This is a genomic window from Devosia yakushimensis (assembly GCF_030159855.1).
Classification (GTDB): Bacteria; Pseudomonadota; Alphaproteobacteria; order Rhizobiales; family Devosiaceae; genus Devosia; species Devosia yakushimensis.
Window position 1 is genome coordinate 2,734,474 of the sequence record NZ_BSNG01000001.1, and the last position, 23,501, is coordinate 2,757,974.

Annotated in this window: 30 protein-coding genes; 16 read left to right on the plus strand and 14 right to left on the minus strand. The window is 62.6% G+C overall.

The features are described from left to right. Window positions 1–19: 19 nt before the first annotated feature. Window positions 20–973: an L-threonylcarbamoyladenylate synthase gene (locus QQL79_RS13215; protein ID WP_284391554.1), complete on the minus strand. Its 954-nt coding sequence runs from the start codon at window positions 971–973 to the stop codon at window positions 20–22. 64 nt (window positions 974–1,037) lie between these two features. Here QQL79_RS13215 and QQL79_RS13220 point away from each other — a divergent pair, with 64 nt between their 5' ends. From QQL79_RS13220 to QQL79_RS13235, 4 genes are read left to right on the plus strand one after another with little or no spacing between them, the layout of a single operon-like run. Beyond that, the gene (locus QQL79_RS13220) at window positions 1,038–1,985 is read left to right on the plus strand and encodes a histone deacetylase family protein (protein WP_284391556.1); all 948 of its coding nucleotides are present in this window, start codon (window positions 1,038–1,040) and stop codon (window positions 1,983–1,985) included. Window positions 1,986–1,996: 11 nt separating this feature from the next. Then, window positions 1,997–2,245 carry an exodeoxyribonuclease VII small subunit gene (locus QQL79_RS13225; protein WP_113121285.1) on the plus strand — a complete coding sequence of 83 codons (249 nt, stop codon included), beginning with the start codon at window positions 1,997–1,999 and terminating at the stop codon, window positions 2,243–2,245. Between the two features lie 11 nt (window positions 2,246–2,256). Beyond that, on the plus strand, window positions 2,257–2,856 hold the full coding sequence (locus tag QQL79_RS13230; RefSeq protein ID WP_284391561.1) for an SCO family protein: 600 nt from the start codon (window positions 2,257–2,259) through the stop codon (window positions 2,854–2,856). Next, window positions 2,853–3,593: a TlyA family RNA methyltransferase gene (locus tag QQL79_RS13235; protein ID WP_284391563.1), complete on the plus strand. Its 741-nt coding sequence runs from the start codon at window positions 2,853–2,855 to the stop codon at window positions 3,591–3,593. Before QQL79_RS13230 ends, QQL79_RS13235 begins: the two co-directional genes overlap by 4 nt. A gap of 160 nt (window positions 3,594–3,753) precedes the next feature. On the opposite strand, the gene aroC is transcribed toward QQL79_RS13235, so the two are convergent. Genes aroC through QQL79_RS13255 form a run of 4 tightly spaced genes read right to left on the minus strand, consistent with a single transcriptional unit; the run spans window position 3,754 to window position 6,235 of the window. After that, on the minus strand, window positions 3,754–4,869 hold the full coding sequence (gene aroC / locus QQL79_RS13240) for a chorismate synthase (RefSeq protein ID WP_284391565.1): 1,116 nt from the start codon (window positions 4,867–4,869) through the stop codon (window positions 3,754–3,756). Window positions 4,870–4,916: 47 nt separating this feature from the next. After that, window positions 4,917–5,321, minus strand: a complete 405-nt coding sequence (locus tag QQL79_RS13245; RefSeq protein WP_284391567.1) for a type II toxin-antitoxin system VapC family toxin — start codon at window positions 5,319–5,321, stop codon at window positions 4,917–4,919. Continuing rightward, entirely contained in the window at window positions 5,318–5,554 is a 237-nt protein-coding gene (locus QQL79_RS13250; RefSeq protein ID WP_284391569.1) for an antitoxin, read from the minus strand. Before QQL79_RS13250 ends, QQL79_RS13245 begins: the two co-directional genes overlap by 4 nt. Before the next feature lie 60 nt (window positions 5,555–5,614). Continuing rightward, the gene (locus QQL79_RS13255) at window positions 5,615–6,235 is read right to left on the minus strand and encodes a histidine phosphatase family protein (protein WP_284391571.1); all 621 of its coding nucleotides are present in this window, start codon (window positions 6,233–6,235) and stop codon (window positions 5,615–5,617) included. Between the two features lie 253 nt (window positions 6,236–6,488). On the opposite strand from QQL79_RS13255, the gene QQL79_RS13260 reads away from it, so the two are divergent. Then, window positions 6,489–7,904 (plus strand): FAD-binding oxidoreductase, encoded by a 1,416-nt coding sequence (locus QQL79_RS13260; RefSeq protein WP_284391573.1) that lies wholly within the window; start codon window positions 6,489–6,491, stop codon window positions 7,902–7,904. A gap of 57 nt (window positions 7,905–7,961) precedes the next feature. After that, a complete protein-coding gene (locus tag QQL79_RS13265) occupies window positions 7,962–8,537 on the plus strand; it encodes a hemerythrin domain-containing protein (RefSeq protein ID WP_284391575.1) in 576 nt (191 codons plus the stop codon). On the opposite strand, the gene QQL79_RS13270 is transcribed toward QQL79_RS13265, so the two are convergent. Continuing rightward, window positions 8,534–9,259: an SOS response-associated peptidase gene (locus tag QQL79_RS13270; RefSeq protein ID WP_284391577.1), complete on the minus strand. Its 726-nt coding sequence runs from the start codon at window positions 9,257–9,259 to the stop codon at window positions 8,534–8,536. The genes QQL79_RS13265 and QQL79_RS13270 overlap by 4 nt on opposite strands. A 73-nt stretch (window positions 9,260–9,332) precedes the next feature. Between QQL79_RS13270 and QQL79_RS13275 the strand changes: the two genes are divergently transcribed. The 3 genes from QQL79_RS13275 to QQL79_RS13285 all read left to right on the plus strand — a co-directional run bounded on the left by QQL79_RS13275 (window position 9,333) and on the right by QQL79_RS13285 (window position 10,532). Further along, on the plus strand, window positions 9,333–9,731 hold the full coding sequence (locus tag QQL79_RS13275) for an NUDIX hydrolase (protein ID WP_284391579.1): 399 nt from the start codon (window positions 9,333–9,335) through the stop codon (window positions 9,729–9,731). 32 nt (window positions 9,732–9,763) lie between these two features. Further along, complete coding sequence (locus tag QQL79_RS13280) at window positions 9,764–10,135, plus strand: TIGR02301 family protein (protein ID WP_284391581.1); 372 nt, start codon at window positions 9,764–9,766, stop codon at window positions 10,133–10,135. A gap of 136 nt (window positions 10,136–10,271) precedes the next feature. Further along, window positions 10,272–10,532 carry a hypothetical protein gene (locus QQL79_RS13285; RefSeq protein ID WP_284391583.1) on the plus strand — a complete coding sequence of 87 codons (261 nt, stop codon included), beginning with the start codon at window positions 10,272–10,274 and terminating at the stop codon, window positions 10,530–10,532. A gap of 199 nt (window positions 10,533–10,731) precedes the next feature. Here the strand turns inward: QQL79_RS13285 and QQL79_RS13290 are convergent, their stop codons facing one another. From QQL79_RS13290 to QQL79_RS13300, 3 genes are read right to left on the minus strand one after another with little or no spacing between them, the layout of a single operon-like run. Continuing rightward, on the minus strand, window positions 10,732–11,100 hold the full coding sequence (locus tag QQL79_RS13290; RefSeq protein WP_284391585.1) for a nuclear transport factor 2 family protein: 369 nt from the start codon (window positions 11,098–11,100) through the stop codon (window positions 10,732–10,734). Between the two features lie 30 nt (window positions 11,101–11,130). Then, entirely contained in the window at window positions 11,131–11,559 is a 429-nt protein-coding gene (locus QQL79_RS13295) for an SRPBCC family protein (RefSeq protein ID WP_284391587.1), read from the minus strand. After that, the gene (locus QQL79_RS13300) at window positions 11,552–11,893 is read right to left on the minus strand and encodes an ArsR/SmtB family transcription factor (protein WP_284391589.1); all 342 of its coding nucleotides are present in this window, start codon (window positions 11,891–11,893) and stop codon (window positions 11,552–11,554) included. Before QQL79_RS13300 ends, QQL79_RS13295 begins: the two co-directional genes overlap by 8 nt. A 219-nt stretch (window positions 11,894–12,112) precedes the next feature. Here QQL79_RS13300 and QQL79_RS13305 point away from each other — a divergent pair, with 219 nt between their 5' ends. Continuing rightward, entirely contained in the window at window positions 12,113–12,664 is a 552-nt protein-coding gene (locus QQL79_RS13305; protein ID WP_284391590.1) for an AAA family ATPase, read from the plus strand. A gap of 20 nt (window positions 12,665–12,684) precedes the next feature. Here QQL79_RS13305 and QQL79_RS13310 read toward each other — a convergent pair whose 3' ends face one another. Further along, window positions 12,685–14,010, minus strand: a complete 1,326-nt coding sequence (locus QQL79_RS13310) for a dihydroorotase (protein ID WP_284391591.1) — start codon at window positions 14,008–14,010, stop codon at window positions 12,685–12,687. A gap of 116 nt (window positions 14,011–14,126) precedes the next feature. Here QQL79_RS13310 and ygfZ point away from each other — a divergent pair, with 116 nt between their 5' ends. The 3 genes from ygfZ to QQL79_RS13325 all read left to right on the plus strand — a co-directional run bounded on the left by ygfZ (window position 14,127) and on the right by QQL79_RS13325 (window position 16,257). Then, window positions 14,127–14,957, plus strand: coding sequence for a CAF17-like 4Fe-4S cluster assembly/insertion protein YgfZ (ygfZ, locus tag QQL79_RS13315; RefSeq protein ID WP_284391594.1), 831 nt, complete (start codon window positions 14,127–14,129; stop codon window positions 14,955–14,957). Between the two features lie 67 nt (window positions 14,958–15,024). Then, on the plus strand, window positions 15,025–15,627 hold the full coding sequence (locus QQL79_RS13320) for an HD domain-containing protein (RefSeq protein ID WP_284391596.1): 603 nt from the start codon (window positions 15,025–15,027) through the stop codon (window positions 15,625–15,627). Window positions 15,628–15,738: 111 nt separating this feature from the next. Further along, window positions 15,739–16,257, plus strand: coding sequence for a hypothetical protein (locus QQL79_RS13325; protein WP_284391597.1), 519 nt, complete (start codon window positions 15,739–15,741; stop codon window positions 16,255–16,257). Here the strand turns inward: QQL79_RS13325 and QQL79_RS13330 are convergent, their stop codons facing one another. The 3 genes from QQL79_RS13330 to QQL79_RS13340 all read right to left on the minus strand — a co-directional run bounded on the left by QQL79_RS13330 (window position 16,258) and on the right by QQL79_RS13340 (window position 20,425). After that, a complete protein-coding gene (locus QQL79_RS13330; RefSeq protein ID WP_284391599.1) occupies window positions 16,258–17,328 on the minus strand; it encodes a cell wall hydrolase in 1,071 nt (356 codons plus the stop codon). It lies immediately after the preceding gene. A gap of 178 nt (window positions 17,329–17,506) precedes the next feature. Next, window positions 17,507–18,061, minus strand: a complete 555-nt coding sequence (locus QQL79_RS13335) for a hypothetical protein (RefSeq protein ID WP_284391601.1) — start codon at window positions 18,059–18,061, stop codon at window positions 17,507–17,509. A gap of 78 nt (window positions 18,062–18,139) precedes the next feature. Continuing rightward, a complete protein-coding gene (locus tag QQL79_RS13340; RefSeq protein ID WP_284391603.1) occupies window positions 18,140–20,425 on the minus strand; it encodes a putative PEP-binding protein in 2,286 nt (761 codons plus the stop codon). Between the two features lie 100 nt (window positions 20,426–20,525). Here QQL79_RS13340 and ispH point away from each other — a divergent pair, with 100 nt between their 5' ends. From ispH to rnhA, 3 genes are read left to right on the plus strand one after another with little or no spacing between them, the layout of a single operon-like run. After that, complete coding sequence (ispH, locus tag QQL79_RS13345; RefSeq protein WP_284391605.1) at window positions 20,526–21,497, plus strand: 4-hydroxy-3-methylbut-2-enyl diphosphate reductase; 972 nt, start codon at window positions 20,526–20,528, stop codon at window positions 21,495–21,497. Next, window positions 21,494–22,009: a GNAT family N-acetyltransferase gene (locus QQL79_RS13350; RefSeq protein ID WP_284391607.1), complete on the plus strand. Its 516-nt coding sequence runs from the start codon at window positions 21,494–21,496 to the stop codon at window positions 22,007–22,009. Before ispH ends, QQL79_RS13350 begins: the two co-directional genes overlap by 4 nt. Beyond that, complete coding sequence (gene rnhA / locus QQL79_RS13355) at window positions 22,006–22,482, plus strand: ribonuclease HI (RefSeq protein ID WP_284391609.1); 477 nt, start codon at window positions 22,006–22,008, stop codon at window positions 22,480–22,482. The genes QQL79_RS13350 and rnhA overlap by 4 nt, the downstream gene beginning before the upstream one ends. Window positions 22,483–22,487: 5 nt before the next feature. Here the strand turns inward: rnhA and QQL79_RS13360 are convergent, their stop codons facing one another. Beyond that, window positions 22,488–23,480 (minus strand): DUF808 domain-containing protein, encoded by a 993-nt coding sequence (locus QQL79_RS13360; protein WP_284391610.1) that lies wholly within the window; start codon window positions 23,478–23,480, stop codon window positions 22,488–22,490. Window positions 23,481–23,501: the final 21 nt, after the last annotated feature.

Genomic DNA, 23,501 nt, shown 5'->3' on the forward strand with positions numbered 1-23,501 from the left:
AGGAAGAGAAGCGCGGCGCCTACCCCCGTGGCGCCGCCGCCCTTTGCAGCCGATCATTGATCGCCTCGCCCAGCCCCTCATCAGGGATCGGCGCCACCGCGATCACCTTGCGCCCCTCGGCATCCAGCTCATGCAGCATGGCGAAGAGGTTCCGCGCCGCTTCCTTCAAATCCCCCGACGGCGACAGGTTTCGCACCGGCCCCTCAAACGCCGCCGCCGCACCAAAGGCCAGATAGGCCTCTCCGTCCCGCGGTTCTGTATCGAGCCGCATCAGCGCCTCGGGCGCATAGTGGCTGAGCAGCATGCCGGGCGCTGCAATCGCCGCATCCTTTTCCGCCAGCTCCACCACCGCTCCCAATGCAAGCTCGATATCCGCACGCGCCATGGCGCCGGATCGCAGCTGGATCAGCCGGTCGCCCTCGACCCGGATAATGGTCGATTCCACCCCCGCCCGGCATGGCCCGCCATCGAGCACTGGCACGCGCCCGGCAAAGCCGAGCCGCACCTGATAGGCCGTGGTCGGCGACAACCGTCCAGATGGATTGGCCGAAGGCGCCGCCAGCGGCCGCCCCACCGCGCGCAGCAATTCCAGCGCCACCGGATGATCGGGAATGCGAATTGCCACCGTATCGAGCCCGGCTGTCGCCACATCGGCCAGCCCATTGCCCGGCCGCGCCGGCAAGACCAGCGTCAGCGGCCCCGGCCACAAAGCCGCGACCTTGCGCGCCGCCGGTGAAAACACCGCCAGCGTCTCGGCCATGGCCAGATCGGCGCAATGGATGATCAGCGGATTGAAGCGTGGTCTTCCCTTGGTCTCGTAGATCGACAGCACCGCATCGGCATTGGTCGCGTCGGCGCCCAGCCCATAGACCGTTTCGGTGGGAAAAGCGCAAAGCCCGCCCGCCCGCAGGATGGAAGCGGCCTCATCTACCGTTTTCGGTTCAGGAAATGCTAATTCACCATTCATCGTCATGGCCGTTGTTTGACAATGACGCCCCACCACGTCAAGACGAAGTGGAGGGAAACCGGAGCCCCGCGTGACCACGCTTCTCGTCAGCCAGCCAGATTTTGCCGATCATGTCACCCCGCAAGGCCATGCCGAGCGGGCCGACCGCATCATCGCGGTCGAGGAAGCCCTGGCCCGCTCGCGCTTTGACGCCCTGGTCCGCCGCAATGCCCCAACCGGCGATCTGATGCTGGCCGAGCTGGTCCATGACAGCCGCTACCTGCCGCAATTGCGTGCCGCCCGCCCCGCCGAGGGCATCGGCCAGCTCGACCCTGACACCTTCATTTCCGCCCGTTCGCTCGACGCTGTCGCCACCGGCATTGGCGGCGCATTGCTGGCGCTGGATGCGGTGCTATTGGGCGAAGCCGACAATGCCTTTTGCGCCATCCGCCCACCCGGCCACCATGCCGAAATCGACCGACCCATGGGCTTTTGCCTGGTCAACACCGTCGCCATTACCGCCCGCGAAGCCCAGCGCAAATATGGCGCCGAGCGCATCGCCATCGTTGATTTCGACGTGCATCACGGCAATGGCACGCAGGACATTTTCAAAGCCGACCCCACGGTCTTCTACGCCTCCAGTCACCAGATGCCGCTCTATCCCGGCACCGGCCATCCGCGCGAAACCGGCGTCGGCAATATCGTCAATGTGCCGCTCGACGCCAATTCGGATGGCGCGGCCATGCGCGACGCCTATCTCACCCGCATCATCCCCGCCTTGATCGATTTTTCGCCTGACCTGCTGCTGCTTTCGGCGGGCTTTGACGCTCATCGCCTCGATCCGCTGGCCCAGCTCAATTGGGAATCCTCGGACTTCAGCTGGCTCACCGGAAAATTGATGGATGTGGCCGAGCGCTGCTGCGGCAACCGCATTGTATCGCTGCTCGAAGGTGGCTATGACCTCAAGGGGCTGGCGGGCGGTGCGTCGCACCATGTCGCCATGCTGATGGACGGCGCCGTTGGCCGCCTGGAAGACTGAAGGAGCCCGATATGGCCGAAACCACCAATGACGATGTGAAGACACTGAGCTTTGAGGCCGCTTTGGCCCAGCTCGAGGAAATCGTCGGCAAGCTGGAATCGGGCCGGGCGCCGCTGGCCGAATCCATCGCCATCTACGAGCGTGGCGAGGCCCTCAAGGCCCATTGCGAAACCCTGTTGCGGACGGCAGAAGCCCGTATCGAAAAGATCACTCTCTCCCGCGACGGCCGCCCCACCGGCACCGAGCCGCTGGACGCCTGAGGCGTCGCGCCATGACCGGCAAGTCCCTTCGCAATTTCCGCATCGTGCTATGGGGCCTGGTCGCCATCGTGGCGCTGGGCGCCACCGCGCTTTACGTCTTCCGGCCACCAGCGCGGCCGCTGCCGCTCGATTTCACCGGCCAGCAATTTGCCCTGGCCTCCACGGCGGGCGGCACGTTCACGCAGAACGATCTCAAGGGCACGCCGAGCCTCATCTTCTTCGGCTATACTTTCTGCCCGGATGTCTGCCCCACGACGCTGGCCGAAACCACTGCCTGGCGCGCCCAGCTCGGCCTCACGCCCGAGCAGCTGCGCATCATCTTCGTCACGGTCGATCCCGAGCGCGATACGCTTGATGCCGTTAAAGGCTATGTCGAAGGGTTCGATCCCTCCATCATTGGCCTTGTCGGCGATCAGGCGCAGACCGAAGCGGTCAAGGCCGCCTTCGGCGTCTTTTCGGAAAAGGCCGAAGCAACGGACGATTACTATCTGGTCAATCACACCGCCCTCACCTTTCTGATCGATGCCGATGGCAAGTTCGACGGCACGGTCGCCTATGAAGAGGCGGGCGATACGGCCCTGGCCAAGGTCAAGCGGCTGGTCGAGGGATGAGCGAGCGCATCCGGCTCGACCTGGCCCTCGAACAGCGCGGGCTGGTGCCGAGCCGTGCCCGGGCGCGCGACGCCATTTTGCGCGGCACGGTGACCATTAATGGCATCACCGCCGTCAAGCAGAACCAGATGGTTGGTCGCGACGACAAGCTCGCCCTCAGCGATCCGGCCGCCAATTATGTGTCACGCGCCGCCCTCAAGCTGGTCGCCGGGCTCGACGCCGGCGGCATTGCGGTCACCGGCAAGACCTGCCTCGATGTGGGTTCATCCACGGGCGGCTTTACCCAGGTCCTGATGGAGCGCGGCGCTCGCCGCATCTACGCCGTCGATGTCGGCCATGCCCAATTGCATGAGCGCCTCAAGGGCAGCGACCGCGTGGTCAGCATGGAGGGTGTCAATGCCCGCGACCTGACAGTGGAAATGATCCCCGAGCCCATCGACCTGCTGGTCTCCGATGTCAGCTTCGTCTCGGTGATCAAAGTGCTCCAAGCCCCGCTCGCCCTCTGCACCCCAAACGCCGATGCCGTGATCCTGTTCAAACCGCAATTCGAAGTCGGCCGCGTCAATGTCGGCAAGGGCGGCATCGTCACCAGCGAGCCGGCCATTGCCGAGGCGCTAACCGAGGTCATTGCCTTTATGCAAGCCCAGGGCTTCCAACACCGGCACTCGGTGACGTCACCCATTTCAGGCGGCGATGGGAATGTGGAAACGGTGCTGGTGTTCGGGCGCGGCCGCTAAGGGGCACGACCTCAATACCACCCACCCACTGGTGCTTCCCTCGGGCTTTACCCGAGGGCCTTTCCCAACCCGGCACAAGCGGCGAGTGGCCCTCGGATCAAGTCCGAGGGAAGCGATCGTGGGTGAGCGGCGACGGTGCAAACAAAACCAAGCTGCACTCTTAGTTCCGCTGGAACCCCACCGCGCCCTCGCGCCCCGTCTGCCCTCTGTGCCGCAGGTAGTGATCGGCCAGCACCAGCGCCATCATCGCCTCCCCCACCGGCACCGCGCGTATCCCCACACACGGGTCGTGCCGGCCCTTGGTCACGATATCGGTGTCCTCATTGGCGGTCGTTACCGTCTGGCGCGGCGTGATGATCGAGGATGTCGGCTTCACCGCAAAGCGGCAGACGATCGGGTCCCCATTGGAAATCCCACCCAAAATCCCACCGGCATTGTTGGAGAGGAAATAGGGCCTGTTCTCCCCGCTCCGCATCTGGTCGGCATTCTCGATACCGGTGAGGCTCGCCGCTTCGAAGCCAGCGCCGATTTCCACCGCCTTGACCGCATTGATGCTCATCATGGCCGAGGCCAGATCGGCGCTGAGCTTGCCATAGATGGGCGCCCCCCAGCCGGCCGGCACATTTTCCGCCACCACCTCGATCACGGCACCCACCGAATTGCCTTCCTTGCGGATACCATCGAGATAGTCGGCCCACATTTCCGCCGCCTTGGCATCGGCGCAGAAGAACGGGTTCTGGTCGACCTGGCCCCAATCGAAATTGTTGTAGTCGATCTTATGTGGCCCGATCTGCACCAGGCTCGCACGAATGGAAATCCCCGCCAGCACTTGCCGGGCGACGGCACCCGCCGCCACCCGCGCCGCAGTCTCGCGCGCCGAGGTGCGGCCGCCGCCGCGATAGTCGCGAATGCCGTATTTCTGGTCATAGGTATAGTCGGCATGGCCGGGACGGTATTTGTCCCGGATCTCAGCATAATCCTTGGAGCGCTGATCGGTATTCTCGATCATCAACGAAATCGGCGTGCCGGTGGTGCGCGATCCATCGGTGCGCTCGTCCTCGAACACGCCCGAGAGAATTTTGACCTCATCGGCCTCGCGCCGCTGCGTGGTGAATTTGGACTGACCAGGTTTCCGCCGATCAAGATCGCGCTGGATCATTTCCGGCGTCAGCACAATGCCCGGCGGGCACCCATCCACCACCACGCCCAAAGCCGGCCCATGGCTCTCGCCCCAGGTGGTAAAACGGAAGAGATGTCCGAAAGTATTGAACGACATGGCGCTGCCCCGTGGTTGTGGCTTTCTAGGCACGCGGGGCGATCAGGTCAATCGAGCCAGTTCTCGATCCGCAGATTAGGCACGCGAGAAAACTCCCCGACATTGGCAGTAACGAGCGTGAGGTCGAGTGCCAAAGCATGGGCCGCGATGAAAAGGTCATTGCCACCGATGGGTGTTCCGGAAAGCCGTAGATGCGTGCGGATTGAGCCATAAATGGCGTCGGCCGGAGCCTCGAAAGGCAGAGCACGAATAACCGTCAGAATCTCATCGATTTCGGCGTGCAGACGTGGCGACCGCCGGAGATCGGCGCCATACCGCAGTTCCGCAGTGGAAATCGTGCTAACGCATATATTCCCTGTGCCAAAACGCTCAATGCGCTGCCAAAGCCGTCCTGCTCCCTGCCGCATCATGGTGGACATGATGTTGGTGTCCAGCATGGCGCGGAAAGTCACAGGTCGGGCTCATCGAGTGGCAAGAGGTCCGAATCGTCTATGTCCGGGAAATCAACTGGGCCATAAAACGCCAGAATCTCTCCCAAGGTCTTATGCACCTTCGGCTCGATCACCAGCTTGTCGCCTTCCTTGCGAATGGTGACTTCGGTGCCCGGCATCTCGAACTCTACCGGAATGCGCACGGCCTGGTTGCGGCCGTTGCGGAACAGGCTTGCTGTCTTGATCTCGTTCATGGGCGCTCCATTCAGGCATATGCCTTAACATATGCCTGATGCGGAGAGCCGGCAAGATGCTCACACATCCCCCGCGCGCAGCAGCTCCATCCGGCCCGGGGTGAAATGCATCACCGCGTCCTGTGGCGGGGCCCAGTTGATAACGTCGAGGATGGGCGCATGCTCGATCAATACGCGCAGCGTGCGGGCGATGCCGCCATGCGCCACCACCACCGATGGTCCCTTGAGCACGGCGGCGAATTCGGCGAGCCGGGCTTCGACATCGCGGTAATTCTCACCGTTTTCCGGCCGGAAATCCCAATAGTCCTCAGTGCGCTCGCCCGGCGCCACGGCCATATTGGCGGGCAATTGCTCGAACAATTCGCCCTCGAGCACACCGAAGGAAATTTCCATCAGCCGCACGTCATATTTGACCTCGGGCAGGTGTATGTCGAAGCCGGCCCGCACCCGGTCCATGGTGTCGCGCGTGCGATTGAGCGGGGAGGCGTGCCATTCGAACGCCATGGGATCGAGCCCGCGCGCCTTGAACAGGGCGGCCAGCGTCAGCCCGTTCTGGTTGGCCTGGCCCTTGCCCTTTTCGTTGAGCGGAATGTCCTTGCGCCCCTGATAGCGGCGTTCGGCGTTCCAGGGGGTTTCCCCATGCCGGATGAAGTAGATTTCCGGCCAGACCAAGGCTGTCATGTGCTATTCCCGCGTTGCGCCAACGCGTCCTACATCAGGGTTTGGAGCGTCCAAGGTACTGGATTCGGACGGGGACGCCACCGGCCAAATCGGAAGGCAGGTATGCCGTGGCGCTGAAGCCGTGCTTGCCTGCCATCGATCCAGTGGTCATTGTTACCTCCCCTGCTGGAGTCCTCTTGCCGCTTGTGGCATAGGCCGGCCCAACGGGGCAAGAATAGCGCCTCCTCCCTGGCCGCCAGACACCGGTTTTTCCATGCCCTCATCCACTGCCGATATCCTTGCCCAGCTCACCGGTCTGGTCGGCCCTGCCGCCGTCATCGGTGCGCCCGAACAGATGGGCAATTATCTCAATGAGCCGCGCAAGCGCTTCCATAAGGGTGCCGTGGCCGTGGTGCTGCCCAGCTCGGTTGCCGAGGTACAGGCCATTGTCCGTTGGGCCAATGAACATGGCGTGGGCCTCATCCCCCAGGGCGGCAATACGGGGCTGGTAGGTGCACAGGTGCCCTTGCGGGGCGACGAGGTCATCATCAGCCTCACCCGGCTCGACACCATTCGCAGCGTCGATCCTGCCGCCGGCACGATGACCGCCGAAGCGGGCGTCATCCTCGAAAATGCGCACAAAGCCGCCGAAGCCCAGGGCACGATCTTCCCGCTCTGGCTGGCCTCGCAGGGTTCCGCCCGCGTCGGGGGGCTGCTCTCCTCCAATGCTGGCGGCGTCAATGTGCTGACCTATGGCAATGCCCGCGAGCTCACCATGGGCGTCGAGGCTGTGCTGGCCGACGGGCGGCTCTATCAGGGCCTCAATTCGCTCAAGAAGGACAATACCGGCTACGATCTCAAGGACCTGCTGGTGGGCGCCGAGGGCACGCTGGGCATCATCACGGCGGCCACGCTCAAGCTCTTCCCCAAGCCGGAAGATTACGAGACCTGCATCGTCAATATCGCTAGCCCCGATGCCGCGCGCACCCTGTTCCAGCTGCTGCGCGAGCGGCTGGGCGGGCGCCTCAACGCGTTCGAGATCGTCCCCGCACTCGGGCTCGACATGCAATTGCGCCACGCCATGCTGGACCGCGACCCCACGGCGGGCCCCTCCCCCTGGTATGCGCTGATCGAAATTTCACGCATGGCCGGCGGACAGGCCGGGCTGTTGCAAGCGGCCATCGAAACCGCCTTCGAGCGCCAGCTGATCGACAATGCCGTGCTCGCCGAATCCCTCTCCGACCGCACCCGCATGTGGGCCTTCCGCGAGCAGATGAGCGAGGTGCAATCCAAGGAAGGCGCCTCGATCAAGCATGACGTGTCGGTGCCCATCGCTGCCGTGCCTCAGCTCATAGCCGAAGGCTCCGCCGCCGCCGAGCGCCTGTTCCCCGGCATCCGCCCGGTGCCATTCGGGCATATGGGCGATGGCAATATCCACTTCAATTTCAGCCAGCCGGTGGGCGCCGATCCCAAGACCTTCATGGCCCAGGCTGACGAAAAACTGCATGAAGCGATCTACGAGATCGTGCTCAAACTAGGCGGTTCAGTCTCGGCCGAACACGGTATCGGCCAGCTCAAGATCGACCTTTTGCGCCAGGTCAAAGACCCGGTCGCGCTCGACATGATGCGGGCCATCAAGACAGCGCTCGATCCCAGGAACATCCTCAATCCGGGCAAGATGCTGCCGTAGCCGGCCACTTTTTTGTACCTACTTGCACGTCATGCCCCCAGGCGCCATCTCAGCGCCATGACACAGATCCTGCCCCTTGCCGGCGTCGAATTCCTCGACGACGCCACCCGTCCGCCTCCGGTTGCGCTCGAAGGCATCACCGAAGAACAGCGCCAGCCCGGCCTGCATCTGCGCATGGTCCACGACCATCTCAGGCACAATATGAGCACCCTGGCCAAGCTGATCGAGCGCGCCAAAGCCGGCGGCGTCACGCCTGCCGAGATCACGGCGGAGACCGCCGATCTGGCCATCGTCGCCAATTACCGCCGCTTCGGCAATCTCTGCGGCCAGCACTGCCAGATCGTCAACACCCACCATTCCATCGAGGATTATGCGATCTTTCCGGCCCTGGCCGAGCGGGGCGAAGCCTTCCGCAAAATCGCCGACCGGCTGCGGGCGGAGCATGTCGTGGTGCATGAATTGCTGGTGCGGCTGGTCGATGCACTCAATGTGCTGGCCGGCGAACCCAGCCCCTCCAATTTCGAAACCACGCTGACCGTCTATCACGCGCTCGAACGCGTGCTGCTGTCGCATCTGGGCTATGAGGAAGACGCCATGGGCGACGCATTGGGCTATTTCAGCATCGGGGTCTAAAACAAATCCAGCTGCCCGCCCGCCGCCTTCTTGCGCACCGGCTCGGGCTTTTCCACGCTCACTTCGACAATCAGCCCCGGATCGTCATCCCGCGCCGAATTGACCCGGGTCGAGACGGGGTGAAACTTGACCGCTCCATCCTCCAGCGGCAGCGCCAATTGATGGGCAGCCTTGGCCGGAAAGCTTCTGACATCGAGCCATTGGTCGATGGCATCGCCCTCGAGAATGGCCGGCATGCGGTCGTGCACCACCGAAAGCTGGCCATTGGCCGGCACGGTAATGGTGGCGACGCTGTCGATTTCCTCGCCTTCCGGCCCAACCCAGGTGGCGTAGAGCCCCGCCAGCGCCATGGGCCGGTCATCGACCAAGGTGATATAATAGGGCTGTTTCCGCTTGTCCGGCCCGGTGTGCCATTCGTAATAGCCGCTGGCCGGAATGATGCAGCGGCCATGTTTGAGCGCGTCGCGAAAGGCGGGCTTTTCGGCCATGGTCTCAACCCGGGCATTGACCAGGAGCGGGAATTCGCGCGGGTCCTTCACCCAGCGCGGCACCAGGCCCCAGCGCGCGAAATGCCCCTGGCGGCGGCCCGATTCCTCCCAAATGGCGATAACCGGCTGGGTCGGGGCGATATTATAGCGCGGTACGCTTTCCACGCTGTTGAGCAGTTTGAACAGCTCCGCCATTAGTTCGGGCGGCAGGGTCGATGCGTAGCGTCCGCACATATTTGGGGGCCTCGGGAATCGGTCGCCAAAGAGGTAGTCTCTGAGCAGACGAATCGCAAATGGACTGCCTTAAGTGACCGAAACCCCGAACGCCGCCAGTGTCGCCCTTATTCGCGATGGCAAGGTGCTGCTGATCAAGCGGGCCTATGCGCCCTATCAGCACCTGTGGACCCTGCCCGGCGGCCGCATCGAGCCCGATGAAACCATCGAGCAATGCGCGACACGGGAAATCCGCGAGGAAGTGGGCCTTACCGTGCGTAATCTCAAACCCGTCATGGTGCAATTGCTCGGCAAGGACGAGACCTTCCAGCTGGCCGTATTCGCCAGCACCGATTTTTCCGGCAGCTTCTTTGCCTCCGACGAAATCAGCGACCATAAATGGGTGGCGCCTGGCGCGCTGGTGGCCTTCCGCACCACCAGCCGGCTCGATGACGTCCTCGCGAAGGCCTTCGCAGTGATCGGCCAAAGCTGATACAAGCCCGGCCGACACAGATACGGGACGCCATGGCAAGACTGTTCAAAGCGATGATCGTGATGCTGGCGCTGGTTGGAAGCGCCGCGCCGGCCATGGCCATCGATCCGCTCTATCAGCGCGAAATGGAACGGCTGGCCGAGATCATGGGCAGCCTCTATTTCCTGCAGCCGCTCTGCAAGGCCGGCACCACCGATTGGCGCGCCGAAATGTCCGATCTCATTAGCCTGGACGAACCCGACGAGGATCGCCGCCAGCGCCTGGCCGGGGCGTTTAATGGCGGCTACACGGCCTATGCCCGCTTTCACCGCGCCTGCACACCGGCTGCGCATGAGGCCCTGACGCGCCTGCTGACCGAGGCCGAACGCACCGCACGGGACATCCATACGCGGTTTGCCGAATAGACCATTGGTAAATGGAAAGTTAAACGGTTTACTAAGTCGATGGCATTTCGCACCGACCGTTAACCTTCGGGTTACTTCCTACGCGCTCTCACGCGCCATGCGTGTTAACCCAAGGCCTATGACAACGACAAAGTCCATGTTCACGCCGGCGTCCGGGCTGGGCCCTTTCGATCGCGAGCAGAGCGAGCGGCAGCTTGCGCTCGAATATCTGGCCGAAGCCTGGAACCTGGCCGAAGACGATGGCCTGGAAAGTGCTGCCCTGGCGCATGCCTCGCTCTTTGCCGCGCTCGCCACCTTCGTCAAGCTCCATGGCGACGAAGCCACCGCGGATTTGATCGCCATGCTCCCCGACCGCATTCGCTCGGGTGAGTACAACCTGGATCGCGTGCTGCAGTAGCAGACGGCATGCCTCCTGGTCATTCCCCGCGAAAGCGGGAACCTCCGTCTTGGCACTCCTGGCCCACCTCCCCACAATCGCCTCCCTCGGGCTCGACCCGAGGGCCATTCTGAACCCGGCGCAAGCGGCGAATGATCCTCGGGTCAAGCCCGAGGAAGGCGACGGTGATTGTGCAGATGCTCGGCAAGCCAAACGCACTTCACCGCGCGCCCTCCGGTGGCATGTAGGACAGGCGATCAAAGGCAAGCGAGCTCTCGGCGATTTTCCCGTCGCGGAGCGTGAAGACCTCGCCGGCCAAGGTCTTATCGGTTACGGCGGTCTGGGGGTAATAGAAGAGGGCCACGCGGTCCTGATCGACGAAATGGGCCAGATCGACGGTGCCGGTCATCTGCGGCACAAACCTGGCCAGATAGCCGCGGTATTGCTGCTTGCCCAACGATCCGTCGCCAGGCGTATGGCAGATGAAGTCATCGGCGAGCTGATCCATGGCGCCATCGACGTCGCCCTTGGTCCATGCGTGATGGAACTTGAGTACCACGTCGAGCGGCGCTGAGTTTGGCTGTGTCATGATAGTCTCCTCCTGCTGAAATGCTTGCGATCAGACTGGCTGCCAATCGTCTGTTCCAAGGGTTGTTCCTGTTGAAACCATAGCCAATCGGGGCAGAAAATGAGCCCAACCACGCATGTGACCGGCGACTTCCGTGTCCGGCAGACCGGTATGGCTGAGTTCGACCCGAGTGCCCGTAGCTGTGGGCGAGAGGGTAAAAGTCACGGTGGATGCACCCGGCGGCAGAGCCTGGCTGCCGGCCATGCCCCAGGTGAACGCGACACGGCGCGGTCTGTCGACTTCGATGTATCGGCCGCGGATGGCGTAACCTGCGATGTTCACCGCGAAGTCCCCGCCCGGCCTCGGGTCGAGCGCCGCATATTGCCCCATCCAGGCGGTCATGCCCTCATCAGTGACCAGAAAATCAAAAACAGATTCCGGGTCGGCCTCGATCTCAATCGAACTCTGATGCTCAGCCATCTTTCCGGACCTTCGCCTCGACAGCCGCCTTCAAGGCATTGAGCTTGCTTGGCCAGAACTCGTTCAGGAAAGCCTGCACGGCGGCCAACCCATCGGTTTCGACAACGAAGAATTGCTGTTTACCAACCCGCGTGCTGCTGGCGAGCTTTGCCGCGCGCAGCACCTGGAGGTGATGCGAGGCCACCTGCTGGGACAGACCAAGCTCTGCTGCAATATCGTTGACCGATCGCGGACTAGCCCGAACGACGGACAAGATTGCGCGACGGTTGCGGTCGGCCACGGCGCGCAGCGCCCGATCCAATTCTTCGTCTTTTGTGGCTATGGCAGGCGTCATCGATACCTCTCGGCACCATTCATACAAATAGATATTTGTATGTCAAGTGGGCACGAGATCGCTCAATCTACCTGCGTGTCAGGTCGGCGAAATTCGGCCCCTACCCTATCCCACCCCCAACCGCGCCTCCCTCGGACTCGACCCCGAGGGCCACTCTCAACCCGGCGCAAGCGGCGGAGAGCGCTGGCGTCGCAGAAGGCGATACAGCAGAATGCGCGCATGAACGGATGCCTCATTGTCACGGGAACGCCCGGCGCAGGAAAGTCTACCGTGTCGCGGCTCGTAGCTATGCGACTGGCGCGGTCGGCATGCATTGATGGAGATGCCATGGCGCAGTTGATGGTCAACGGACGAGCCAAACTGCTTGACGACACCGGAAACTGGAATCCCGGCCCTGAAGGCAAGCGTCAATTGCGGCTACGTATGATCAATGCCTGCTCAGTGGCGAACAATTTTGCCGAAGCCGGATTTACGCCGGTGCTCGATACGGTTGTCGAGACCCGCGAAGAACTGGAGTTTCTTGCAGCCCGGCTTGCGGCACGTCCCCTCATGCTCATCGTTCTTGCGCCGCCCTTGGAGGTTGCCCGGCATCGCAATGCGACGCGGCCAGAAAAGGATCGGGTGAGTTACGACTTTGCCCATACGGCAGCGAACATGCGCCGGGAGATCGGTGACCAGGGATGGTGGCTGGATACTGGTGCCCTAACTGCCGAGGATACCGCCGACGTTATCGTCGCCGAGGCCGCAAGGAAGGCCGCCATTAGTCTCTGAGCTGTCAGTTTCCGCGCCCCCTACGCCAGTGCCTCCAGAAACCGCATCGGCTGACCAATCGACGGGGTCACCAATTCCCCCTGCCACATCACCGTCTTGCCGCGAACAATGGTGCCGACCGGCCAGCCGGTCACCGCCACGCCGTCATAGGGCGTCCAGCCAACGCGGCTCTTGATCCATTGATTGGTGATCGTCTCGCGCCGCTTGAGGTCGACAATAGTGAAATCGGCATCATAGCCCACCGCGATCCGGCCCTTATTGGCAATGCCGAACAGGCGGTTGGGTCCATGGCTGGTCATATCCACAAACCGCGCCAAACTCAGCTTTCCCGCATTCACATGATCGAGCATGGTCGGCACCAGCGTCTGCACCCCCGTCATGCCCGAATGGGATTCGGGATAGGGATGGTCCTTTTCCTCGCGCGTATGGGGGGCGTGGTCGGAGCCCAGGATATCGGCGACGCCATTGGCAACGCCCTTCCATATGCCTTCGCGATGCACATGATCGCGCACCGGCGGGTTCATCTGGGCATAGGTGCCCAGCTTGGTGTAGGCCGTTTCGTCCAGCGTCAAATGATGCGGGGTGACCTCCACGCTGGCCACATCCTTGTGGCCGGCGAGATAATCGATCTCTTCCTTGGTCGAGATATGCAGCACGTGGATGCGCTTGCCGGTCTTGCGGGCGAGGTTCACCAGCCGCGTCGTGCAGCTCATCGCCACTTCGGGTGAGCGCCAGACGGGGTGGCTCGACGGGTCGCCCGGCACGCGCAGATGCTTGCGCTGCTCGAGCATATATTCGTCTTCCGAATGGAACGCCGCGCGGCGCGAAATGGCGCGCAGAATGGCTTCCACGCCGTCGTCATCGGCCACCAGCAGGGAGCCGGTCGACGAGCCCATGAAGACCTTGACGCCGGCGCAGCCGGGCAGTTTTTCGAGCTCGGCCAATTGGCCGACATTTTCATGGGTGCCGCCGATATAGAAGGCGAAGTCGCAATGCATGCGATTGGTGCCCGCGGCGATCTTGGCCTCGAAGGTTTCCCGGCTGGTGGTCAGCGGGTTGGTATTGGGCATTTCGAACACGCCCGTTACCCCGCCCATGACGGCCGAGAGCGAGCCCGATTCGAGATCTTCCTTGTGAGTCAGGCCGGGTTCGCGGAAATGCACCTGCGTATCGATGACGCCGGGCAGGATGTGGAGACCCTTGCAGTCGACGATCTCGTCGGCGGTGTCCCCTGCCAAAGCTCCCAGCGCCGCAATCCTTCCACCGCGCACACCGATATCGGCCAGCCCTTCGCCATCCTGGTTGACCACAGTGGCGTTCTTGAAAATCGTGTCGTAGTGCGCCATGTCTCTGATCCCGCCGATGGTTGGTTGCGTTTTGGTTCTAAAAGGTCGCGGCCTTGCCTGTCCATCCCATCACCGGGTCATTCCCGCGAAGCGGGAACCTCTGTTTGGAGCGTCCGATGACCATCATTTTGCGTGCCGACCGCGCCGTTTTCCGTTTCTCGGGCCCGGATGCGCATCGCCTGGTCAATGATGTCGTGACCGGCATCATGCCCGCTTCCGCTGAAGCGCCCGCCGGCCTTTGGGCCCTGCTGTCCCCTCAGGGCAAGATTCTTGCCGAGGGACTGGCTGGCTGGTTCGAGGATGCGCTCTGGCTCGATGTCCATCTCTCCGTGGCCGACGACTTCTTCAAGCGCATGAAGATGTATCGCCTGCGCGCCAAGGTCGAGATCGACGATCTGCGGGAAAGCCATCGCGTCGGCTTTTCCAGCGACGCCCCGCTTTCCGGTATCGCGCACAAGGACCGGCTGGGCGCCGTCACCCTGGGGTACCGCGTGATCGCCCCGGTTGAGGCCGCAAGCGCCTGGTCGGCAGACGAGACGCCCTATCATCTTGCCCGCATTGCCTCGGGCATCCTGCACCAGGGCAATGACTTCCCCGCCAATGACGCCTTCGCCCATGATCTCGGCATGGACATCCTCGAAGGGATCGATTTCGTCAAAGGCTGCTATGTCGGCCAGGAAGTCGTCTCCCGCATGAAGCATCGCGGCACCGCCCGGCGCCGGCCGGTAATCGTCTCCGGCGTGGATGCACCCTCCGGCACTGCCGTCACCGCCGGCGGAAGGGAGGCAGGCAATGTCGGTCAGGTGGTCGATGGCCAGGCCGTCGCCATTCTCCGGCTCGACCGCATCGCCGATCCTGCTGGGGTCACCGTGGATGGCAAGCCGGTTGCCGTCGCGCTTCCCGATTGGGCGACCTATCAATTCGGCGAGACGGCGTCGGACGAGTAGCGCTTGTTGGCGAATCGAGCCGCCAAGGTTAACAGTCTGCTAACTCATCGTGGCTTTTCGGGGCATCATGGCACGCGCTAGTGGACGCGCCTGGCAACGCATGTTGTCCGGGCGCCGGCTCGATATTCTCGATCCCTCGCCGATGGATGTCGAGCTCTCCGACATTGCTCACGGCCTCGCCCGCGTGGCCCGCTGGAACGGGCAAACGCTTGGCGACTATCCCTTTTCCGTCGCCCAGCATTCCGTTCTGGTGCTGGAATTGTTCAGGGCTCACATCCCCGATTGCGACGCCGCCGCGCAACTTCAGGCCCTGCTGCACGACGCTCCCGAATATGTCATGGGCGACATTATTTCCCCCTTCAAAGCGGCCATGGGCGGCAATTACAAGGACGTGGAAAACCGTTTATTGTCAGCGATTTACCTGCGTTTCTCGCTTCCCGCCACGCAGACCGCAGCCCTTGCCAAGCAGATCAAGAAAGCCGACCGGGAAGCCGCATTCTTCGAAGCCATCCACCTGGCCGGCTTCGAAGATGGCGAGGCGCGAAAGCTCTTTGGCGAGCCCAGCCTGCCGGCCTTTGATGTCGAGGCCTTTGATCGCCTGATCCGCCCCTGGCCGACCCGCGAAGCCCATGACCGGTTTGTTGCCGCCTTCGAGGCGATCTCCCTCTAAGCCCGGTGGATATTAACCCTAACAAGGGATGAATTTTGCCTCGCGCCGCCCGTCGTGGTTACTGAAGCATTAACAGAACATCGCCACGCGCTTCATTTCGGGACGGAAATCATGGACTTGCCAGATCGTCATATGTTGCTGGGTATGGCGCTCGGCGCCGTCTGCGCCACGGTTCTGGCGGCTATCGGGCCGGGTTTTGTGGTCAAGGCGTTCGGCGATGAATTCGCGGCGCCGGGCTTTGATCCCTCGCAATTGGTCAAGTTCGAAGGCACCAATTACATCGTCCAGCATGAAGACTGGGTCGACACGACCCCGCTCGCGACCACCCGCGTCAAGAAGATCGAGATGGGCAAGGTGTCCTATGTCGACGTCACCACCACCGCGACCGGCACCTATTCGACCGATGCGATGTTTTCCAACCACATCCAATATCCGGGCGTTTCAGTGGAAGCAGCGCCTTGGCCCCACAACAGAAACCGCAACCGCTTTTCCTATTGGAGCAATGGCGGTTGGTCTTCGTTCAGCAGCCAGCCCGGCAATTCCTGGTATTATCTCAATACCGGGGCAATCTCGCTCGCCAAGCTGGGCGAGGTCATCTGCATCAGCACAGCCACGATCAGCGTCTGCTGATCAGCCAAACAGCCAGCCGCGCTTGAACTTATAGAAGACGTGCAGCCCGATCTGGGTCACCTTCTGCATGCGCGGAGCCCAGGCAGGGCGCACATAGGTCGCATGGTAGTGGGTCGCATCGCCCACTTCGGTCAGATAGAGCTCGCCATCGGTGAAGCGTTTGGCGATGTCTTCTGCCTGCGCCCAGGATTTCTGGTCGTTGACGACCTCGGGAATACCATCGCAGGCAAAGGAGAACTGGCAGGAATTGCGCCGGTGCTGGTTCTGGAACACCACGCCGCAAATGGTATCGGGATAGCGGTGATCCTTGACGCGGTTGAGTACGACCTGGGCGACGGCAACCTGGCCGCGATAGGCCTCGCCCCGCGCCTCGAAATAGATCGCCGTGGCCAGGCACCAAAGTTCCTTGGTGGAAACCTGCATGGCCGCGCCTTCAGAAAAACCGCCGGTGACCGGTGCATTGGCGCGGGCATAGGCCAATTGCTCGGAAGCAACTGCCGGAAGCGGATTGACAGCCGCCGGCGCCAGGGCACCGCCGGCAAAGGGGGCAATCCCGGCAATGGCATCAAGAGCGGCAGCCGCGTTGGGATTGATCGCTGCCACGGACATGCGCGGCCCATCTTCCACATCGCCCGTGCCCTGCCCGACATCGGCAAGCCGGGACTGGCCCAGATCGGTCGGATCGGGAGGCGGGGAACGGAGCGCGGCGAGGCGCATGCGCACTTCTTCAAAGCCGCGGGAAAGCGCTAGCGCATCGACTGGAGGGCGGACGCGATCGGTCTTTTCGGCACGGTTTGGGCCGGTAAAGCTGGCCGTGTCGAAGAGATGGTCGACCGACCCGGTGATGACGGCATCGGTGCCGGTATAGGAAAGGCTGGCTTCGACGAGCTTGACGGCAGGCCGCCCCAAATCTCCGAGGGGATCACCAGCCGGACCGAAGGCGCCGCCGGTGAGGCCGGCATAGCTCAGGGTACCAAACACCCCCAAGGCCAAAAGCTTGGCAAAGGGACGCCCCCGACGAACCGCTCTGGCCGGGCGCGAACGCACCACGGGCCGGTGTGGACTGGCCATCAACACTACTCAACGCTACGCAACAAAACTACTGATCGGCGAAAGTGACGCTAAAATGCCGACAACAGAAGTTATCGCTTATTAGGGTTAGCGGCGCGTAAACGGCCAATCAGGCACGCAAAAGGTCTTCGCGTGGCCGTTATCCGGCCAAAATATGAGTGGCTGATTTGTCGCAGGACTAGTCGCAGGCGGCCCGGACGGGGGCGACCTGCTGGGCAAAACTGTCGATCCTGAAGCGCACCGACAACGAGCGCGAATTGGCCGGCGTCACCCGGGCAGTCAGGTTGGTAGCGCCAGCCAGACCATCAAGGAAAGCCGCGGCCTCCCGGCTGTTATTGATCAGAATGGCGGTATTGCTGGCATTGACGGGCAAGGTCCGGCTGCGCGCGGCCTGCAGATCATATTGCAGCGTCAGCCCCGCATCATTGCCCAGGGCCGACATGGTATTGCCGGCGAAATAGAAGGCCACGCTCAAAAGACCGGCTTCGCAAGCCACCGTTATCGTCGCCGGGGCCCGCCCGCTGGGGCGCGCCGGGATGAGTTGCTCGGATTCCAGCACCACGCTTATTCCCGCCGCGCTTGATGTCGCAGCGCGGAAAACGCCGTCATAGCAGGCCAGGCGCTCGACATCGCCCGCAATGGCAGCGCATTGCTCGCCGCCCGTCTGGGCAAAGGCCTGAGGCGTGGTTGCAAGAAACAATGGCAGCAGCGCCAGAACCGGCAAAGATTTCAATTGGTCGTCCCGTCCCAGGTGACCGGTCGATTGGCGCCGGCCTTCATTGCCCCTTATATGGGGATTGGCATACGCTATTTAAGCAGAAGCCTGCGCCAGCGTCAGCCGTGCGACGGGCACACGATAGGGTGAGCAGCTGACATAATCGACACCGAGCCCGGCAAAGAATTTGAGCGAAGCCGGATCGCCGGCATGTTCGCCGCAAATGCCGATCTTGAGATGAGGGTTGGCGGCCCTGCCCCGCTCGATGGCAATCGAGATCATTTCCCCGACGCCTTTTTCATCAATGGTGACGAAGGGATCGCGCTCATAGATGCCCTTGCGCTGATAGGCGGCAAGGAAGGTTGGGGCGTCGTCGCGGGAAATACCGAATGTGGTCTGGGTCAGGTCATTGGTGCCGAAGGAAATGAAATCCACCATATTGGCAATGTCTCCGGCGCGGAGGCACGCCCGGGGCAGTTCGATCATGGTGCCGAAGGAAAATTTCACCCGGTCCGAGCGCAACAGGCCCGAATTGGCGGCGATGGCATGGGCCCGCTCGCGCACCCAGGCAACTTCGCTGGCGGTAGAAACGAAGGGCACCATGACCTCGACGGCCACCGGCTCGCTCTGGCGTTCGCTGGCGGCGCGGACACCGGCCATGATGGCCTGCATCTGCATTTGCAGGATTTCCGGATAGGTGATGGCCAGCCGCACGCCGCGATGGCCCAGCATGGGATTGATCTCGGCGATCCGCTCGAGCCGCAGGCGCAATGCTCGTACGGCAAGCCCGAAGGAGGCGGCGGTTTCCTCGATATCCTCGTCGCTGCGCGGCAGGAATTCGTGCAAAGGCGGGTCGAACAGCCGCACGGTGACCGGCAGGCCCTTCATGGCGGAAAACAATGCCGAGTAATCGCCGGTCTGGAAATCCACCAAGCCGTTGACGGCGCGGCTGCGGTCCTCCTCGTCTTCCGACAGGATCATGCGGCGCAGTGCCACCATGCGCTCGGGCGAGAAAAACATGTGTTCGGATCGGGCAAGCCCGATGCCCTCGGCACCAAAGCTCAGTGCCGTATTGGCCGATTCTACGGTCTCGACATTGGTGCGCACCGCAATCGTGCGGCTGGCATCGGACCAGCCGAGCAGCGTACCGATAGCGCCGCCGATATGGGGTTGCGCCAGTGGCAGGGTGCCGAAATAGACCGAGCCGTCGCTGCCATCGATGGTGAGCCGGTCGCCGCTGCGGAATTCGCGATTGCCGATACGGCACACCATTTCGCCGGCATCGACGGAGAGCGCCCGGACTCCCGCAACACAAGGCTTGCCGGTGATACGGGCGATGACGCCGGCATGGCTGGACATGCCGCCACGGGCGGTCAGGATGCCGGTTGCCGCCTTCATGCCCTCGATATCGGCGGGGCCTGTTTCGTTGACCACGAGGATGCAATGCTTGCCGCGCGCGCGCAGCCGGGCCGCGTCCTCGGCATTGAACACGATGATGCCACTGGCCGCGCCCGGCGAGACGCCCAGGCCCGTCGCAATCGGCGCGGCGCCTTCGGTCGAGCGGATGCGGGGATGCAGCAATTGCGCCAGGCGCGACGGATCGACGCGGGTGACGGCATTCTGCGCCGACCAGACCTTGCGATTGACCCGATCGACTGCTGCTTCGAGCTCGGCAGCCGCGGTTACCTGCATAGGCCGGGCGGAAACAAAGGTTACCTGGCCCCGCTTGATGGCCACCGAACATATCATGTGCCGGCCCGCCTTGGCGTCGAGCAGGGCGACCAGCGGCTCGATAGTATCGGGCATGCGGGGGAGCGGGCCGCCATTGATGGGGGATGCCCCCAGCGCCCCGGTGACCGCATTGCGGGTCAGGAATTGCTCGATCTCGCCATCGGCCAGCGCCTGCACCAGAACGATCTGCTTGCCACGATCGTCATCTTGGCGCGGACTGGTCCAGCCCTGGCCGAAGCCATAACTGTCAAAGGCATTCTTGATCGCCTTGGCCAACGGCCGGGCCGGATCGACGGCGTCTTCAGGATTGGCGGGCGCGGAAATGCCCAGCTTGGCCGGCATCAGGCCGCCATTGTGGGTTGCCGCCGATGTGCGCACGACCAGAGTGGGTGGCTTGCCATCCTTGCCCACGAGTTTGAAGAGGCAGGCAATCCAATGGGTGCGCAGCTTGGTATCCCGCCGCGCACGTTCGGATTGCAGGGCGTCCCAGGCGGCGCGGGTGATGCAGATGGTGGGGACGGTGGGAAAGCCAGCTTCGCCCACGCGGAAAATCCAGCGCGATTTGCCCGAAAGCAGCTTGAGCTGGCTGGCCGACAGGTTCGCCTTCCCCATGGCCGGGGCGATCGCGAACATTTCCTGGGCCAAACTCACCGTTAAGTCCTTGCCGTATTTACGGGTGCATAATGCCTATGACCCAGACCGGCTGCAACAAGACTTGACTTGAGGCAACGTCGAAAGCATCTGATCTCATATGGAAAAGCGGCCACAACTAGACATTCTGCTCTGCGCCCCACGCGGATTTTGCGCGGGCGTTGATCGCGCCATCCAGATCGTGGAGCTGGCGCTGGAAAAATACGGTGCTCCCGTCTATGTGCGCCACGCCATCGTGCACAACAAATATGTGGTGGATGGCCTGCGCGACAAAGGCGCAATCTTTGTCGAAGAGCTCGACGAGATTCCCGATACCGGCGCGCCGGTGGTGTTCTCAGCCCATGGCGTGCCCAAAAGCGTGCCGGCCGATGCGCGGACGCGCAATATGTTCTTTCTCGACGCCACCTGCCCCTTGGTTTCCAAAGTGCATGTGGAAGCCCAGCGCCATTTTGCCGAAGGCCACGAAATCGTGCTGATCGGCCATAAGGGCCATCCCGAAGTGGTGGGCACGATGGGGCAATTGCCATTGGGCGCGATCACGCTGATCGAAACCATCGATGACGCGAACCGTTTTGAGCCACGCGATCCGCAAACACTGGCCTTTGTGACGCAGACCACGCTTTCGGTCGATGACACGCGCGAGATTGTCGCCGCCCTCAAGCAGCGCTTCCCCGCCATTAACGGTCCGCACAAGGAAGACATCTGCTACGCCACAACCAATCGGCAGGAGGCCATCAAGGCCGTGGCGCCGGAAGTGGATGCGATGATCGTGGTGGGGTCGCCCAATTCCTCCAATTCGCTGCGCCTTGTGGAAGTGGCGGAGCGTGCCGGTTGCAAGACCGCCATGCTGGTGGACCGCGCTGCCGATATCGATTGGGCCCGGTTCGAAGGCATCAAGTCACTTGGCGTTTCGGCCGGCGCTTCGGCCCCCGAAAAGCTGGTCGATGAAGTGATCGAGGCCTTTGCCCAGCGTTATGACATCAAGGTCGAAGCGCGGGTGACCGCCAAGGAAAACATCGCCTTCAATATCCCGCGCGAGCTGCGCACCATCGAAGCCGCGGTTGCGCGGTGAGCGGGGATATCCTGCTTGAAACGCCGCGCCTGCGCCTGTCGTGGTGGACCGATACTGCCATCGACGAGCTGATGGCCTTGCATGGCGATGCCGAGGTCATGCGCTTTCTCGACGTGGAAGGGCGGCTCTACACGCGCGAGAAGGCGGCTCAGCGACTGCAGGACTGGCGGCAGGAGCGCGACGAGCATGGCCTGGGCAAACTGCGGCTGACATTGCGCGAGGGCGATATCTTTGTCGGCCGCGCCGGGTTTTCACCCCATGAAGGCGTGGCGGAGATCGGCTATTCGCTCTGCCGCGAGCATTGGGGCCAGGGCTATGCCAAGGAAATCGCCCTTGGTCTCAGCGACTGGTTTTTCGCCAGCCGGCCAGACGATAGTTTCATCGGTTTTGCCCATGTCGACAATATCGCCTCGCGGGTGGTGCTGGAGCGCATTGGCATGACCGAGACGCACCAGGCCGAAATTGCCGGCATGCCGCACCAATTCTACGTCAAGCACAGGCCCAGTTCATGAGCGACACCGTGATCATCCATACCGACGGCGCCTGCTCGGGAAATCCCGGCCCCGGCGGCTGGGGCGCCATTCTGCAATATGGCGACAAGACCAAGGAATTGAGTGGCGGGGAAGCGCTGACCACCAATAACAAGATGGAGCTGACCGCCGCCATCGAGGCGCTCAATGCCCTCAAGCGCCCCTGCACGGTGGAACTCCATACCGACAGCCAATATGTCAAGAATGGCGTGCAGAGCTGGATGCATGGCTGGAAGAAGAACGGCTGGAAGACCGCCGACAAGAAGCCGGTGAAGAACCTCGAACTCTGGCAGGCGCTGGACGAGGCGACCAAGCGCCACACGATTTCGTGGCACTGGGTCAAGGGCCATGCCGGGCACGACCTCAATGAGCGCGCCGATCAGCTGGCCAATGAAGGCATGGCGCCCTTCAAGCCCAAGCGCAACGGCGGGCTGGCGCGGTCCAATCTTAGCTAATAAATCTAGTGTCCGGTGGCATCCCGCCGGCCGAGCAGTCCCAACACAGCTTTCCAGGCCGGCATGATGACATAGCCGGCAATCGGGATCAGCACTGCGCCCAGCGCCAGGCCGGCAATGCCATCGACCAGGGCCGTCATGAACCAGGCAGCGAAGCCGCCAATGGCCGGCAAGGCATGCTGGCCCCATTCGGCTGCCGCCTCGACAATGTGCTCGGGGGCAGCCAGGCCGAAGCTCACCAGCCCATGGATGACGATGCCGCCGCCGACCCAGATCATGGCGGCAGTACCGATGACGCCCAGGATCTGCATGAAAACGGGCATGCCGGTGACCAAGCCCCGGCCGAGCGCCCTGCCTCCGCCGGTCCGGCCATTATTGGCCAGCCAAAGGCCGGCGTCGTCGGCTTTCACGATCAAGGCGACACCGCCATAGACGACGACGGTGATGCCGATGGCGACCACGGCCAGGATAATCGCTTCGTTGAAAATATTATCGGTCTCGATGGCAGCGAGTGCGATGGTCATGATCTCGGCGGAGAGGATGAAATCGGTCTGGATCGCCCCGGAAACCTTTGATTCTTCGAGAGCCGTCGCATTGGGCGGTGCGGCGTCCACTTGCTGCTCGTGGCCGTGTGCCAGATGCGGAAACAGGGCCTGCAACACCTTCTCGGCGCCCTCGTAGCACAGATAGGCGCCGCCGATCATCAGCAGCGGGGTGATCAACCAGGGCACAAAGGCGCTGAGCAGCAACGCCGCAGGCAGCAGGAAGATCAGCTTGTTCTTGATCGACCCCAGCGCAATCTTGCCGACAATGGGCAGTTCGCGATCGGCGGAGAAGCCATCGACATATCGGGGCGTCACCGCCGCATCGTCGATCACCGCACCTGCGGCCTTGACCCCGGCCTTGGCGGCTTGCCCCGCCACATCGTCAAGGGATGCCGCCGCGACCTTGACCAGGCCGGCGACATCATCGAGCAGAGCGAGCAAACCGACACTCATCGAGATTTTCCTTGTGCAATA